The sequence below is a fragment of the Azospirillum formosense genome, from assembly GCF_013340925.1.
Classification (GTDB): Bacteria; Pseudomonadota; Alphaproteobacteria; order Azospirillales; family Azospirillaceae; genus Azospirillum; species Azospirillum formosense.
Genome location: NZ_WHOR01000020.1, coordinates 24,393 through 39,028, shown reverse-complemented (window position 1 = coordinate 39,028; position 14,636 = coordinate 24,393). Strand labels below are relative to the sequence as shown.

General features: G+C 70.8%; 13 protein-coding genes. 4 read left to right on the top strand and 9 right to left on the bottom strand.

What is annotated here, in order from left to right:
- The 3 genes from GBZ26_RS04915 to GBZ26_RS04905 form a co-directional block, all read left to right on the top strand.
- Positions 1-4,128: Ig-like domain-containing protein (locus GBZ26_RS04915; protein WP_174437865.1), on the top strand; the 4,128-nt coding region annotated here is incomplete at its 5' end.
- A 72-nt stretch (positions 4,129-4,200) separates the two neighbouring features.
- A complete protein-coding gene (locus tag GBZ26_RS04910) occupies positions 4,201-5,052 on the top strand; it encodes a RibD family protein (RefSeq protein ID WP_174437864.1) in 852 nt (283 codons plus the stop codon).
- A gap of 111 nt (positions 5,053-5,163) precedes the next feature.
- Complete coding sequence (locus tag GBZ26_RS04905) at positions 5,164-5,505, top strand: hypothetical protein (protein ID WP_246654086.1); 342 nt, start codon at positions 5,164-5,166, stop codon at positions 5,503-5,505.
- A 27-nt stretch (positions 5,506-5,532) separates the two neighbouring features.
- Here the strand turns inward: GBZ26_RS04905 and GBZ26_RS04900 are convergent, their stop codons facing one another.
- Genes GBZ26_RS04900 through GBZ26_RS04885 form a run of 4 tightly spaced genes read right to left on the bottom strand, consistent with a single transcriptional unit; the run spans position 5,533 to position 9,444 of the window.
- Positions 5,533-6,363 carry a quinoprotein dehydrogenase-associated SoxYZ-like carrier gene (locus GBZ26_RS04900; protein ID WP_174437863.1) on the bottom strand — a complete coding sequence of 277 codons (831 nt, stop codon included), beginning with the start codon at positions 6,361-6,363 and terminating at the stop codon, positions 5,533-5,535.
- Positions 6,364-6,367: 4 nt separating this feature from the next.
- Positions 6,368-7,324 carry a quinoprotein relay system zinc metallohydrolase 2 gene (locus GBZ26_RS04895; RefSeq protein ID WP_246654085.1) on the bottom strand — a complete coding sequence of 319 codons (957 nt, stop codon included), beginning with the start codon at positions 7,322-7,324 and terminating at the stop codon, positions 6,368-6,370.
- Positions 7,325-7,344: 20 nt separating this feature from the next.
- The gene (locus GBZ26_RS04890) at positions 7,345-8,427 is read right to left on the bottom strand and encodes a hydantoinase/oxoprolinase family protein (protein WP_246654084.1); all 1,083 of its coding nucleotides are present in this window, start codon (positions 8,425-8,427) and stop codon (positions 7,345-7,347) included.
- An 18-nt stretch (positions 8,428-8,445) separates the two neighbouring features.
- Complete coding sequence (locus tag GBZ26_RS04885) at positions 8,446-9,444, bottom strand: ATP-grasp domain-containing protein (protein WP_174437860.1); 999 nt, start codon at positions 9,442-9,444, stop codon at positions 8,446-8,448.
- Positions 9,445-9,478: 34 nt separating this feature from the next.
- On the opposite strand from GBZ26_RS04885, the gene GBZ26_RS04880 reads away from it, so the two are divergent.
- On the top strand, positions 9,479-10,186 hold the full coding sequence (locus GBZ26_RS04880) for a HisA/HisF-related TIM barrel protein (protein WP_174437859.1): 708 nt from the start codon (positions 9,479-9,481) through the stop codon (positions 10,184-10,186).
- A 5-nt stretch (positions 10,187-10,191) separates the two neighbouring features.
- Here the strand turns inward: GBZ26_RS04880 and fae are convergent, their stop codons facing one another.
- The 5 genes from fae to GBZ26_RS04855 are packed head-to-tail and all read right to left on the bottom strand — an operon-like array spanning position 10,192 to position 14,635.
- Entirely contained in the window at positions 10,192-10,719 is a 528-nt protein-coding gene (gene fae / locus GBZ26_RS04875; RefSeq protein WP_275945596.1) for a formaldehyde-activating enzyme, read from the bottom strand.
- A gap of 11 nt (positions 10,720-10,730) precedes the next feature.
- Positions 10,731-11,660, bottom strand: coding sequence for a triphosphoribosyl-dephospho-CoA synthase (locus GBZ26_RS04870; protein WP_174437858.1), 930 nt, complete (start codon positions 11,658-11,660; stop codon positions 10,731-10,733).
- Positions 11,657-12,544: a RimK family alpha-L-glutamate ligase gene (locus GBZ26_RS04865; RefSeq protein ID WP_174437857.1), complete on the bottom strand. Its 888-nt coding sequence runs from the start codon at positions 12,542-12,544 to the stop codon at positions 11,657-11,659. The genes GBZ26_RS04870 and GBZ26_RS04865 overlap by 4 nt, the downstream gene beginning before the upstream one ends.
- Entirely contained in the window at positions 12,534-13,523 is a 990-nt protein-coding gene (gene mch, locus GBZ26_RS04860) for a methenyltetrahydromethanopterin cyclohydrolase (protein WP_174437856.1), read from the bottom strand. Before mch ends, GBZ26_RS04865 begins: the two co-directional genes overlap by 11 nt.
- On the bottom strand, positions 13,523-14,635 hold the full coding sequence (locus tag GBZ26_RS04855; RefSeq protein ID WP_174437855.1) for an ATP-grasp domain-containing protein: 1,113 nt from the start codon (positions 14,633-14,635) through the stop codon (positions 13,523-13,525). Before GBZ26_RS04855 ends, mch begins: the two co-directional genes overlap by 1 nt.
- Between the last annotated feature and the right edge of the window lies 1 nt (position 14,636).

Genomic DNA, 14,636 nt, shown 5'->3' with positions numbered 1-14,636 from the left:
GGGTTGCAGGCGCTTCAGACGGCGGCGGTGACGACGGCGCTGCCCTTCGCGGTGGTCATGGTGCTGATGTGCGTCGGGCTGGTGACCAGCCTGCGGGCGGAGCGCCGGGCGGGTCCGGACCGGCGGGGGGGGGGGGGGGCCCCCCCGGCGGAGGGGGGGGGGGCCGGGGGGAGGGGGGGTGCCGCCAACGTCATCGCGGCGTCGAACGGTGCGGTGATCACCGCCGGTACGGCCAACAGCGGCGGTGTCGACGGGCTGACCCAGATGGCCCAGGCCCAGGTGGTGGCCCAGGGCACGGCGGCAGACGAGCTGCGCAACGGCACCGCCGCCGGCGATGTGTCGGGCGCGGTCGCCGCCTTCACCGGCACCAACCTGCAGCAGCAGATCAGCGCGGCCCAGGTGGCCGTGGTCATCCCGTCGCGCCTCGCCATCGCGGCAGCCGACGCCGACAAGCGGGAGGGAGACAGCGGAACCACCGCCTTCACCTTCACCGTCACCCGCGCCGGCAGCGCGAGCGGCGTCCTGACGGTCGCCTGGGTGGTCGCGGCCAGCGATGGACCGGGAGGCGCCACGCTCGACGCCGCCGATTTCGGCGGGACCATGCCGTCGGGCACCGTTTCCTTCGCCGACGGCGAAACGACGAAGACCATCACCGTCCTGGTGTCGGGCGACACGGCCATCGAGCCGGACGAAACCTTCACCGTCACCCTGTCCAACCCGTCCGTCACGGCGACGGCGATCGAGACCGCTTCGGCGTCGGGGACCATCCGCAACGAGGACCCGGTCGACCCGGTGCTCACCCTGCCCGGCGCTCAAACGGTCGTGACGGGAACGGCGGCGGCCATCGCCGGCCTGTCGGTGATGGACGGCGACAGCGCCACGGTGACGGTGACCCTGACGCCCGGCAACGGCGGCCTCGGCCTCGCCGGCCCCGCATCGGTCAGCACGGCCGGTGACGGGACCGTGACGGTCACCGGCAGCGTGGCCGACGTCAACACGACGCTGGCCTCGCTGGTCTTCACCGGGACCGGCGGACAGACGGCGGGCAGCATCGCGGTGACGGTGGCCGATGGCGATCCCTTGACGCCGGACGCCTCGGGCACGCTCGCCATCGCCATCCAGTCGGCGCCGGCCAACGTGCTGCCGAGCACCCCAACCATCGTCGCCGGCCGGTCGACCGAGGTGCTGGGGCTGGAGATCACCGACATCGACGGCGGCACCATGACCGTCGTGCTGACGCCGACCAACGGAACCCTCACCCTGCCGCTTTTCGGCTCGGCCACGACGAGCGACCTCGGCAATGGCAAGATCCGGCTCACCGGCTCGCTGGAGGACGTGAACCGCACGCTGCAGCAGCTCGAATTCACCGCGTCGCGCAACGTCACCAGCGCGTCGATCCGCTTCGAAACCTCCGACGACCAGCCGTTGACCCCGGATGCCGACAGCCTGCTGGTGATCGGCGTTCTGTCCTCGCCGGAGCACAGCGCGCCCGCCACCCTGTCGGTGGTGTCCGGCGTGGCGACGGCCGTGCCGGGCCTGTCGGTCAGCGACTATGACAGCCCGACGCTTCAGGTCACGCTGACTCCCGCCAACGGCGCGCTGGCCTTGACTCCGCAGGGCGGGGTGACCCTGACCCAGCCGTCCGCGGGCGTCTGGCGCCTGCTCGGCACGCAAGCCGACATCACGGCGACGCTGGCCACCCTGACCTTCACCGGAGCGGTGGGGCAGACCTCCGGAACGATCCGGGTGACGACCAGCGACCTCGGTACGCTGACGGCCGACGCCGAGACGACCATCGCGGTGACCATCGCCGATCCGGCGACCCTGGTCGCCCCGACGCTCACGCTGCCGCAGCCGATCACCCTCGACCAGGGACTCGACACGGCGCTGGCGGGCCTTCAGGTCACCGATCCGGACAGCCCGTCGATCACGGTGACGCTGACGCCGTCCCAGGCGATCCTTGGGGCCACGGCGGCGGGGCAGGCGACCGTCGCGACAGCGGGCGACGGAACGCTGACGATCAGCGGGTCGGTCGCCGACGTGAACGCGACCCTGGCCGCCCTGCGGATCACCGGCGGCACCGCCGCCACGGCGACGGTCGCGGTGACGGTCAGCGACGGTCTCACCACGCCGGCCACCGGCACGCTGACTCTGCCGATGGTGGACGTCACCCCGCCGGGCAGCCCGACGATCACCGCGGTGAGCGCCGACTCCGCCGGCACGCTGCCGGTGACGGTCACCAGCACCAACCGCAACCGGCTCTTCGTCCGCGGCACGGCGGAAGCCGACAGCCGGGTCGTCCTGTCCGACGGCGGGGCGGAGGTGGCGACGGTCGCCGCCGATGCGCAAGGCGCCTGGGTCGCCGATCTCAGCGCGGCGCCGCTCCTGGACGGCACCCACGCCTTCACCGCGCGGGCGACCGACGCGACGGGCAACACCGGCCCGGCGTCCGGCGCCCTGTCGGTCGTCATCGACACCGTCGCCCCGACGGCGCCGTCGGTGGCCTTCAACGACGCGTCCATCGACCACGCCAAGCAGAGCAGCGTCGGATTCGTGCTCTCCGGCGGGGAGAACGGGGCGACCTACCGCTGGACGCTGTCCTCCTCGGGCGGTGGCGGTCCGCTGACGGGTTCCGGAACGCTCACCGGTTCGGGTGGGAGTGTCGGCGGGATCGACGTGTCCGGCCTGCTCGACGGCACCCTGTCCCTGGCGGTCACGCTGACCGACGCGGCGGGCAATGTCTCGGCGGCCGCGACCGCGACCGCAGCGAAGGCGGCGGGAGCGGTGGTGGACGGCACGCAGGTCCAGACGCGCGCGTCGCAGTCCAACGGACGGGCCGTCAGCACCGTGGTGGTCCAGGCGCCCGCCGCCGGCCGCACGGAGGATCCCAACAGCCCGAACGCCGGGCTGGCCGATGTGCCGCTGGTCCAGGAGGCGGTGGCCGACCCCTCAATCGGGCAGCCGACCCTGGTGACCACGCTGCAGATCGGTTTGCCGACCGGTGTGGGCGTGACGGCGAGCGGCCCGACGGTCCGCGAGGGGGCGGCTCTGGCGCAGGCCGACCTGATCCAGGCGATCGAGGCGCGCACGACGGCGGGATCGGCCTCGCGTTCGGACCTGTCCAGCGGCAGCCTCCGATACCTGAGCACGCTGTCGCAACAGGCGTCCCTGCTGCTGCGCACGCTCGCCTTCACCGCGCCCGCCACGCCGGGGGCGGCGGTCCGGGTCACCGGTGCCGCGGTGGGCTCCTCCCTGCCGACGGCGCTGGTCATCGACACCACCGGGGCCGCAGGACCGCTGACCATCCAACTCGACACCGTGGCCTTCGCCGCGGTCATCGGTTCGGCGACGCTGACCGGCGGCGAGGGCAACCAGGTGGTGTATGGCGACGCCGGCAGCCAGTCGATCATCCTCGGCCCCGGCGACGATCTCCTGTCGGGCGGTGGCGGCAACGACACGGTGGCCAGCACGCTCGGCAACGACACGCTGTATGGCGACGGCGGCGACGACCTGATGCACGGGGGCGACGGCAACGACCTGATGGATGGCGGCGCCGAGAACGACACGATGGGCGGCGGGACCGGCAACGACACGATGGGTGGCGGCGGCGGCAACGACGTCCTGATCGGTGAAAGCGGCAACGACGCTCTGTTCGGCGGCACGGGCAACGACACCCTCTTCGGCGGCGACGGAGACGACACGCTGTTCGGCGAGGACGGCAACGACATCCTGTCGTTGGGAATGGGCAACGACATCGCCAGCGGGGGCGATGGCGATGACACGCTGTTCGGCGAGGATGGCGACGACACGCTGTTCGGCGGGGCCGGCGACGATGCGCTGGTCGGTGGGGCGGGGGACTACCTCCTGTTCCTCGACCAGGGGGCCGACACCGCGTGGGGTGGTGCCGGGGCGGACACCTTCGCCCTTGGAGGAGCGTCCGACGGATCGGTGGTGATGGATTTCTCCGCGGGCACCGACCGGCTGGCGCTCTTCGACTCCTCGCTCGATCTCAAAAGCGTGATCGCGTCGGCGAGGGTGGTGAACGGCAACACCGTGCTCGATCTGCGGCCGGGGGTGAGCGTCACCATCGTCGGACAGACCGGCGATGCCGCCCGGTGGTTCACTTGACGGGAAGGATGGGCCGACGTGCCCCCTCCTTCCGCGCCGTTGGCCGCGGTGACGGCGGTGCTATCGTTGGATATGGCTGCGCGCGTGCTGAGGCTTTTTCCGGGACCGCCCGAAGAGGTGGCGCTGGCCGGGCTTTATGTGGCCGATGCGCTGCACACCTTGGGCAGTGCCGCGGCGCCGTTCGTCTATGCGAGCTTCGTCGGCAGCCTCGACGGGCGCATCGCGTTGCAGGATGGCGACGCGAACCACCTTCCGGTCGAGATCACCAGCGAGAACGATTTCCGCCTGTTCCTCGAATTGCAGGCCCAGGCCGATTGCCTCGTCACGCACGGTGGCTATCTGCGCGACCTCGCGGCGGGCCGGCTGGACGACGTGCTGCAGATCGGGACGCGCGCCGTGGACCGCGACCTTGCGCGGTGGCGGCACGAGAACGGCCTGTCCGCCCAGCCCGCCATTGTGATCGCCAGCGCCAGCCTCGATTTTCCGATTCCGCAGTCGGTCATCCGGGAGAAGCAGCGCGTTCTGATCGCGACCGGTCGGCAGGCCCCGAGCGATCGGGTCGACGCGCTGCGCGCGTGCGGCCATCCGGTGATCGTCGTCGGCGACGGTGCGTCGGTGGAGGGGGCGCCGCTGGTCCGGGAACTCGGCAAACTCGGCTTTCGCAGCGTGTATCTGCTGACCGGCCCCCGCATGCTGTCCACCATGCTGCGGGACGGGATGCTGTCACGCCTCTATCTCACCATCGCGCACCGCGTGGTGGGTGGCGAGAGCTTTCACACCATGGCGACGGGACCACGGTTGGAGGGCGCCGGCCGTCTGCGTCTGTCCTCGCTGTACTACGACATCACGGCGCCGGATGGCGTGGGCCAATGGTTCGCACGGTTCGAGCCGTTGCCGCGTGGCCAAGGCAGTACGCAGGCATAGGCTTTGGTTTTGGTCATACGGCAATCTCCGAATGCGTGCTTGAGGTGGATTGCGTGATCGTCACACCATGATGACGCGTTTCTTCGGACAGACCAGCATGGACCCGACCCGATGACGAGGAATGGTGTTCCGGTTGCGTTGATCGCGCTTCTGATCGGTTGTGGCACGGCGCAGGCCGAGGATAGCTACCCCACCTATGCCCGCGTCGATTACGTCCTCGGCTGCATGCTGTCCAACGGCCAGGGACCGGACGTGGTGCGCAAATGCTCCTGCAGCATCGACGAGATCGCCGCGCATTTCCCCTACGACAGCTACGTGGCGGTGGAGACCGCGCGGGGCATGCAGGAGGCACCCGGCGAGCGCGCCGCGCTGATGCGCGACGTCGGGTGGATCAAGGACCTGCTGAACGAGTTCCGGCAGGCCCAGGTCGCCGCCGACCTGAAATGCTTCTGACGGGTCCGGCGGCGGCGCAGGCGACTTTCAGGAACCGGAATTGGCGCGAATTGGCCAGCTCTCCTGGAAAATCCGTCCGTTCGAATCCTCGGCGGTGACGTCCAGCGTCCCCTGCTCGTCCGGCACCAGCGAGAAATGGATGCTGGGGTCTTCGCTCAACGAGATGTCCGATTGCACGTCGAGCACCGGCGCCCCGTTGTAGCGGATGGCGACCGTCTTTACGTAATGGGCCGGGATGAAATAGTAGTTGAGTTGGTCGTACTGCATGCCGGTGTAGTTGGGGTGGCTGATCAGCAACTGCGCGGTCAGCGGCTTTCCGGCGACGATGCTGTCGGGCAGGTTCAGCTTCATCTTGCCCATGCGGGCGACGGCGAGCTGGGCGTTTTTCAGGGCCGGGGCGGAGCATCCCCCGGATGCCTTGACGAATTGCGTGGTGCGGAGCAGCCGCCCGTCGCCGGTCTCCGCGACGGCGGTGATGTTGGTGTAGGCGTTGACCCGGACGCGGGTGTCCACCGCCTGCGGGCTGTCTCCGTGGGCGAAGCGGAAGGTCGCGGCCATCGGCACGGGATTCTCATCGACGATGAGGTGGACCGCGGTCACCTGGACGCCGCTTCCCGGCGCCGTCACGATCCGGATGGGCACGACCGCCGCGTCGTTGGCCCGCTTCGGGGCCTCCAGGCTGAGGAGCGGGCCGGCATCCTCGACCGTGCGGCCCGCGAAATACATGTCGCGCAGCAGGTCCCAGCGTTCCTCCTGCGGCGAGGCCGCCAGAGCGCCCACGCTGCCCAGGCACAGCCAGGCGGCGCCCGACAGTGCGGCGCCCGACAACCTGCGGATGGTCCGGTGCGGTGTGGTCATGGTGTCATTCCCATTCCAGTTCGGCGAAGGCCGCCGTCACGTTGCGCGGGTTGTAGGACTCGAACAGGCGCCAGCGCGACGCCTCCTCGGCGGCGACCGTCTCGACCGCCTGCTGGATCGTGCCGTGGGCGGCCTGGACCTTGCGGACACCCTCGACGACCCGGCTCAGGTAGCGGCGCAGGTCCCCGGCCGCATCCGGCCAGGGGGCCGAGGGCGGGCCGTGTCCGGGAACGACGCGTGCCGCCGGTTCCACGGCCAGAGCGTCGAGGCTGCGCAGCCAGCCGAGGACGGAGCCGTCGATGGCCGGTGCCCGCTCCACGACCAGCAGGTCCCCGGTCCACAGAGTCTTCGTCTGCCGGTCGAGCACCGTCAGGTCATTGTCGGTGTGGGCCACCGGCCAGGCGACGAGGTCGAGCACGCGCCCTCCCAGATCGAGTTCCAGGCGGTCGGCGACCGCGATGGTCGGCGGGATGATCCGGACCTCCGCGGCGGCGACGGAACCGACCGCGGCGTCGAACGCCTGCCGGTAATGCTCCCCGCGCGCCGCAAGAGCTGCCTGTAGGTTGCGGTGGGCGACGAAATCGGGCCGGTCGGGCAGGAAGGCCACGTTTCCCAGAATGTGGTCCGGGTGCATGTGGGTGTTGACGACGTAGCGGATCGGCCGGTCGGTGCGGACGCGGATCGCCTCACGCAAGCGATGTCCAATAACCGGCGAGCCGCCGCTGTCGATCACGGCGACTGCGTCGTCCCCGACGACGAACCCGCAGTTGGCGATATCCCCGGCGTTGGTCGCGTCGGTTTCCTCGTGGCGGCCGGCGTGCACGAACACACCGGGGGCGACCTCGAACACGGGCAGGGGATCGGCCGGCGCCGGGGCCGCCCAGAGCAGCCAGACGAACAGCCAGACGCCGGCCAGCGCCGTGTGCGCGGACGGCTGGAGGAACGTGGCCGCAGCAGCCATCGTCCGGTCCTGCATTGTGTTCAATCGCGCGAGTATGAAGCCGCTTCGACGGGGGCGGCAACCGGGCAAAGGTGTTTGTGCGGCGCACCGTCGAAGGCAAGCCAGCCGACGCTGACGGCGGGGGCGAACCATCCCGTGCGCTCCCGCAAGGCTGGCGCCACTGGCAGATGCGCTTCGAAATCGCAGTAGGCCGCCCCCCGGCGTTCGGCCAGACGCCGCGCCAGGAACCGGCCAACCCCGGCGCCGACAAGCGGCGGAGTGTCGGCCATCGAGCCCCGCGACAGCACCTGATCGAGCGCGTCCTCGATCTGGCGGAGTTGGCGTTCCGCGAGATGGCCAGCGAGGCGGCGGGCCTTGAGCAACCCGGCCGGCTCCAGGTCGTCGCCGACCATCCGCAGCAGCCGCCGCGCGCTGGCGGCGACGCTCTGGTCGCGTCCGTCCGCCGTCGGGTGTTGATCGGCGTCCTCCGGCAGCGTACCGTTCAGGCGATGGACGTCGGCCATCGTCGCGAACAGCTCCGCCATCAATGCGCGCCGGCCTCCTCCATAGGGGACCGTGTGGGCCACCGCCATGACTGGGGTGCGCACAACGCCCGTGTAAACCAGCTCGCCGCTGTCCAGCCGCTCGGCATCGGAATAGCCGGCATGGAGCGGGCCGCCGCCGACGAGCGGAACGATGTCGGTCGTCGTGCTTCCGACATCCAGCAGGATGCCGTCTCCGCCCGCCGCGGCCACCAAGGCGGTGGCGTACCAGTTGGCGGAGGCCACCGCCTCCGCGCAATCGGGCAGGCCATCGACCGGCACCAGCCCGCGGGGGCCGGCGAAGACGCTGAGTGCCGCAGTGGGCAGGGCGGAGCGCATCGTGGCGACGATGCGGCGCACGCCGTCCGCGCGGTCGTCGAACAGGTCCGCCAACTCCCCGGTCATCGTCGCGGCGACGTGGCATGGCTTGCCCCAGCGGGCGACCACTGCTGCGGCGGCCTGCTCCAGGCGGTCGAGGCCCAACCATAGCGGACAGGGCCATTGGTCGAGGTCGCGGAGCGTTCCGGTTTCGTCGAATAGGGCGGCTTTCAGGTGCGCCCCGCCGATGTCCAATCCGATCAACGCGCCGCCGTCCATGGCTCACTTCTCCAGCGTCAGCAGAACCGGTTCGATGCGCCCCACTGGCTGCGGCGGGACCGGCGGGTCGCGCGCCAGATCCAGCACCGCGGCGGCGACGTTCAGCCCCGTTGCACGCCGCAGGCCAACCGAAGAGGTGGTGAGGCGCGGGTTGACCTCGATGATCGTCGGCTCGCCAGGACCGATAATGAGATCCACGCCCACGCAGCCGAACAGGCCGGGCAGCGCCGCCGCAACACTCTGCGCGAGATCGGTAAGGGCGGAGGACAGCGCCATCCCGCCGACGATCCCCCCGCCGTAGGAGAAGCGGCCGCCGGACAGCGAAACGCTCTGGCGGTTGGCGGTCAGCGGCCACGCTCGTCCATCGCGGCAGAGCATCGACAGGCTGGCCGGCGTGCCCGGTTGGAAGGGCTGCGCCACGAAACCGCTCCGGTCCGCCTCGTCCAGCCAGCCCCGCCAGTCAGCTTGGTCGCGGATCAGCCGGGTGTCGATGCAGCCGGCCCCGTCGTCGGGCTTGACGACCCAGGGATCGTTCCCCGGCGGCCCGTCCGCGGCGACGGCACCGACCCGCCAGACCGGGACGACGGGCAGGCCGGCCGCCGCCAGCACGGCCGCGGTCGCCGCCTTGCTAGACGCGACGGCCACCGCGTCGGCGCGGCTGTTGAGCAGGAGGCGCCCGCTGGCCTCGACCATGCGGCTGAAGCGCTCCAGCGCGCCGTCCGTTTCCGGGGCGATCGGCCAGACGCCATCCGCCTGCCGGGTGAGGTCCTCCCAAAGCGACCAGGACTCGCGCGGGTCGGTGATGGTTATGCTGCGCACGGGCGCCGTGAGCGGCGGAAGGCGGGCGTCGCGGGTGACCGTCACCTCCACCCCCGGCACTTCCAGCAGGTCGGTCAGCAGGGCGTGGAGCATCAGGTCGCCTTCGCGGGCGAGGCTGGCAGGGATGAGGGCATCCGGCGGCATGCCGCCGCCGGTCACAAACTCGACAACCAGGATGCGCATGCTGTCCGCCTCGATGCAGGCAAGGGAGTGCGAGATGGTCCAGGTTGTTCCGGTGATCGACCTCAGGGATGGCGGTGTGGTCCACGCCCGCCGTGGCGACCGTGGACGCTATCCGCCCCTGCGCTCCTCGCTGTGCGCCGGCAACGACCCGCTGGCGGTGGTCGGTGGTCTGCTTCGCCTGCATCCGTTCCGAGTGGTCTATGCCGCCGACCTCGACGCCATCCAGGGCACCGGCGACAACCGGCCGGCGCTGGCCCAGCTGAAAGCGGCTTTTCCGGACGTCGGGTTCTGGGTCGATGCCGGGTTCCGCAGCGCCGACGCCGTGCGCGGCTTCGTCGCGTCGGGGCTCGGCGACGCGGTGCTCGGCAGTGAGAGCCTGGACGGTCTCGCGCCGTTGGCCGCGTTGAAGGCCGATCCAACCTGGGAGCGGGTGATCCTCTCGCTCGATTTCCGCGACCGCTTCGTCGGGCCGCCGGACCTGCCGGACCGTCCCGACCTGTGGCCGCAGCGGATCATCGCCATGACCCTAGCCCGCGTCGGATCGGGCGAGGGGCCGGACTGGAACCGCCTCGCGGAGATCAGCCGGACCAAGCCGCAGGCCAGCCTGTTCGCCGCCGGCGGTGTGCGCAACGGCGACGACCTCCGTGACCTCGCGGCGCGCGGCAGCGCCGGCGCCCTGGTGGCGACGGCGCTGCACGACGGCCGCATCGGCGGCGCGGACCTGGCGGCCCTGTCCCGGTAAGCGGGTCACGCGGCGAAGGGATGCTTCACCTTGTCCTTCTGGTTCATCAGGTCCTGCGCGCTGGGGAAGCTGGCGACCGCGCGCTCGATGGCCTCCTTGGTGGCGCGGTAGTTGTAGTCCTGGATCTTGGCGTTGTCCTTGGCCTCCCAATGGATGAAGACGCCGACGCAGATGAAGATGTTGTCGATCTCGTCCTGCGGGATGGTGCCTTCCGACACGCAGTCGGCCACGGCCTTGGCGACGGCGTGCTGGGCGGGACCGAACATCTGCACGGCCTGCTCCGCGCCCTTGATGGTGACCTTGTTGAACAGGATCGTCGCCGGCTTGCACATCAGGTTGGGTGCGACGACCGCGAGAAGGGCGGTGAAGCCGTCCTTGTTGTTGGTCAGCGCGTTGCAGAAGGCCGTTTCCACGGCGCTGCCGCGCGGTCCCATGATCAGGTCGATGTGGGCGACCTCGTTCCCATCACCGACCAGCGACTCGCCGACGAGCACGCGGTTGATCTTCGTGGACTGTCCTCCCCACATCGGCATGTCCTCTCTCCCTAGCGTTGCCGGCGTTCTTCGTGGAGCGCGTCTTTTTGAAGAACGTCCGTTATGACGGGCGGCTGCGGGGATTGCATGAGCCAGAACGCAAGAAGGCAACCCACGACAATATCCGCGGTCGTTCCCGGGTTGACACCATTGTATTTGAGGTCCCGGTCCAGTTCCGCCAAGCGCGATCGCGTTAGCGTGAATGCACGATCCGGAGCCGTGTTTTCCCTCAATTCCGAAGCCCGTGCGCGTAACCATTCAGAACGCTCCCGCCCGTATTTTCGGATGACATGGCTGTCGGGCAGGGTGGCGAGGAATTCGACATAAATCATTTCCGTGGCCTGCTCGAACCCCGCCCCGGCGTCCAGCCATCGCCGCAGGCTCGGCACGCCGGTGTCGAAGACGTCCGCGAAGCCCGTCGCGTATTGCCGGGCGATGGTGTCGCGGTCCTGCGCCTCCCGCATGGCGTCGAGGAGAGTAACCCGCGCCGGGGCGTGCACGTCCGCCCCCTCCACGCGGCCCAGCCCGGCGGGTTCGGCCAGCGCGATCGCCTGGAAGGCCAACTCTGCGTCCGCCACCGTCAGGCTGGCGAGGACATGGCGCAACCGGTCGCGCAAGGGGGTGTCGCCGGTCGTCAACGCGGCCTGGGCCAGTGGTGCGGCCAGCAGCAGGATGCCGAGGTTGGTGTTGCAGCCGACGGCCGCGCGTGTGGCATGGACGGCGGCGTGCAGCCGCTCCCCGACGCTCAGCCCCGGCCGCGCGAGGATGGGCGCGGTCGCCTCGGCGCTGGCGAGGAATTGGGCGACGGTCATGCCGTGTCCTTCGGCATGGATGTGGACGTTTCCGGGCTTCAGCGCGCGCAGCTCCAGGTGGCAGGCGGCGCGGTAGGCGCCGGCCACTCCGGACGCCGGATCGGGTGGAATCGACACCCAGGCGATCATGCGCCGATGCGCTCCACGAAGTCGGTGGCCAGGGCGTCGGCGATGTCCACCGCGCTGACCCGCTGCAACCCTTGCCACGCCGGCATGCTGTTGATCTCCAGAACCAGCCAGCGATCCGCATGGTCCTGGATCAGGTCGACGCCGGCATAGCTTGCGCCGACAACCGCGGCGGCGCGGACGGCGAGCGCGGCGGGTTCGTCGTCGGCGGGAGCGGCCTCGCACGCCGCTCCCTGATGGACGTTGGTGATCCAACTCCGCCCATGCCGGGTCATCGCGGCAATCGCCCGACCGCCCACCACGAAGACACGGCGGTCCCGCCACGCGCCCTCGCTGCGCGGCGGTATGAAGGGCTGGAGGTAGTAGACGCCGCCGACCGCTTCGGTGTCGGGCAACGCCTCTGGACCGTCCAACCGTTGCAGGCCGCGCCCCTGTGCGCCGAACAGTGGTTTCAGCACCTGACCGGGCGCATGGTCGAGGAGGCGCCGGGCCGGCTCGGCCTCCTGCACGGCGAGGGCCGGCGGGGTGGGCAGCCCGGCGCGGGCCAGCAGGAAGCTGGTCATGCTCTTGTCCACGCAACGCTCGATCGCCCGCGCGTCGTTGCAGACCGGCACGCCGAGGTCGCGCAGCGCGTGGAGCACGCCCAGGCGCAGCGTCACCTGCTCGAAGCTGCCTTGGCCGACCGCGCGGACGAACACGCCCGCCGGCAACGTGTCTTCGAATCCGGGGATCAGCAGGCCCGTCGCCGTGTGACCGACGGCGATCCCGCAGCGCCGCGGCGAGACGCAGCGGCAGGGCAGGCCGCGCGCCTCGATGGCCCGGACCAGCCGCGGCGTGTGCCAGTCGGGCCGTTCGGTGAGGATCAGGGCGGCGCGCTCACCGGACATCGCGGAACGAGCGCTCCACGAGGTCCGGCGCCAGGGTTCCGCCGTGAAAGCTGCGCCCGCTGTCCAGGGCGGTGACGGTCACGCGCGCCGGGCTGAACAGCATGGAATCGATGGCGTAGAAGTCCCCTTTCGCCGCCGCGAAGACCTCCGCGAAGGGGCGTCCATGGTCGCGGGAGGAGGACGAGGGCAGGCGGTGCGCCAGATCCTCCGCCTCGTCGTCCGGGCCGGTGACGTGCAGATGGACCGTGCCGCCATAGAGGATCGCGTCGTTGGTGCGGCCCATCGCGGTGAGGAATTTGCCGCCGGGCGGGGGAAGCGGCGCCATGCCGATGCCGTCGACGACGCGATCGAGCGGAAAGCCGAGGGCGTGCAGCTTGTGCAGGGCGACCTCCAGCACGCGGGCGACGACCTGGGTGGTCCCGGCGAGGCTCTGGGTCGGGGTGAGGACCAGCGTCAGCCGGTCCGCGGCGATGCCGCAGGTGTCGGCGATGTGGGCGATCAGTTCGGCGGGCGGCACCGCCGTCGCCTCCATGACGAAGGCCGCCGCGTCGGCGGTGTCGCGATAGGCCAGCTCGTCGAACAGCGCCTCCTGCCGGGCCAGCGCGCGGCCGGGGCCGGAGCCCAGCGCGAAAAAGGCGCCCTTGCCGCTGCCGTGGCTGAGGCTCCAGCCGGCATATTGGCTGCCGAGACAGGCCAGGACCGGCTGTGCGCTGTGGACGGTGACGCCGAATGGCCAGGGCGGCGGCCCCGGCACCGGGCCAAGCGTGACGCGGCCAAGGCCGCCCATGCACAGTTCGGCGATGCGGCGTCCGGCCTCCAGCCCGCCGGAATGGCCGATCCCGGCATCAATGACGCAGGCCCCGCCGACCCTCTCGACGCCGAGGCGAAGCACCGGGGCATCGGCCACCAGCCGTTCGACCAACGGCGCCGACAGCGCGGCGAGGCTCGGGCGTGGATCGGACGGCGTTTCCGTGGTCATCACTGCATCTCCATCGCGTTCAGGGCCGCCAGTTCGCGTTGCCGCCGCTCGGCGTGGCGTCGCGCTGCGGTGGCGCTGGGCCCGTCGCCGAACACCGTGCAGACCGGCTCGCCGCCCCCGATGATGGTTGGCGCCGCCGGCCGGTCGGCGGTCCAGGTCGGCCAGTGCCGACCGGTCTCGATCCGTGTGGCAGCGTCGACGTAGCACACCGCCGCCGCCCGGCACCTCGACAACGTCGGCAGGCGGTCGGGCAGGCACCCGGCGCAGGCGTCTAGGTGGAGGCCAAGCAAGGGCGGCATTGGGGAACGGTCAAAGACGTCCAGCGTCGCGCCCGGTCGCGGGTTGATCTCCAACAGATGAAAGTCCGAGCCAGTCACCAGGAAATCGGCGCTGTTCAATCCGACCAGTTCGAACGCCGCCGCGATGCGGCCGATCATGGCGGGCAAGGTCCGGGTCCAGCGCTCCGGACAGCGCCAGGGTCCGGCGGCACCGCCGTAGCGGTAGGGGCTTGCCGCGGTCGGCGCGGTCCACTGCCGGCTCAAGCCGACGATGACCGCGCGGTCGCCGTTCGCGAGAAAGAGGACCGACAGGGCATGACCGGCAATGCGACGCTGGATGTACCAGCCCGGCTTGGCTTTCCCGTCCGTCGCTGGGGTGATGTGCGCGCCGCCGCTGCCGCCGATCCGTTTCCGCAGATGGTCGCCGGGCGATCCGTCCCAGGCCGGCGCGACCGGAGGGTGGGAGATACCGAGCCGATCCAGGGTCGCGGCGAAGCGGAACGGGTCCTTGACGCGCGCCACCACCTCGGGCCGGTTGCCCATCAGCGGGCGATCCTCCGCGAGGCGCGCCAGCAGCGCCGGATCGTCTTCGAAGCCGGCACCGTAGACCAGCGGCACGCCTTGCAGCTCCGCCCGCGCCAGAGCCTCCCGAAGGGCTCCGAACTCCAGACGCAGACCTTCGGTGGGCAGACGCAGGCAGGGCTCGGCAAGCTGTCTGGTGTCGAGATCGGCGAACAGATCGATGGACGCCGGCCGCCGGCCGGCGCGGCGGGCGGCGGCGGCGAGCGCCCGCGCCGACAGGGCCGCAACGACGATGTCTGGACCCTCCGTCACC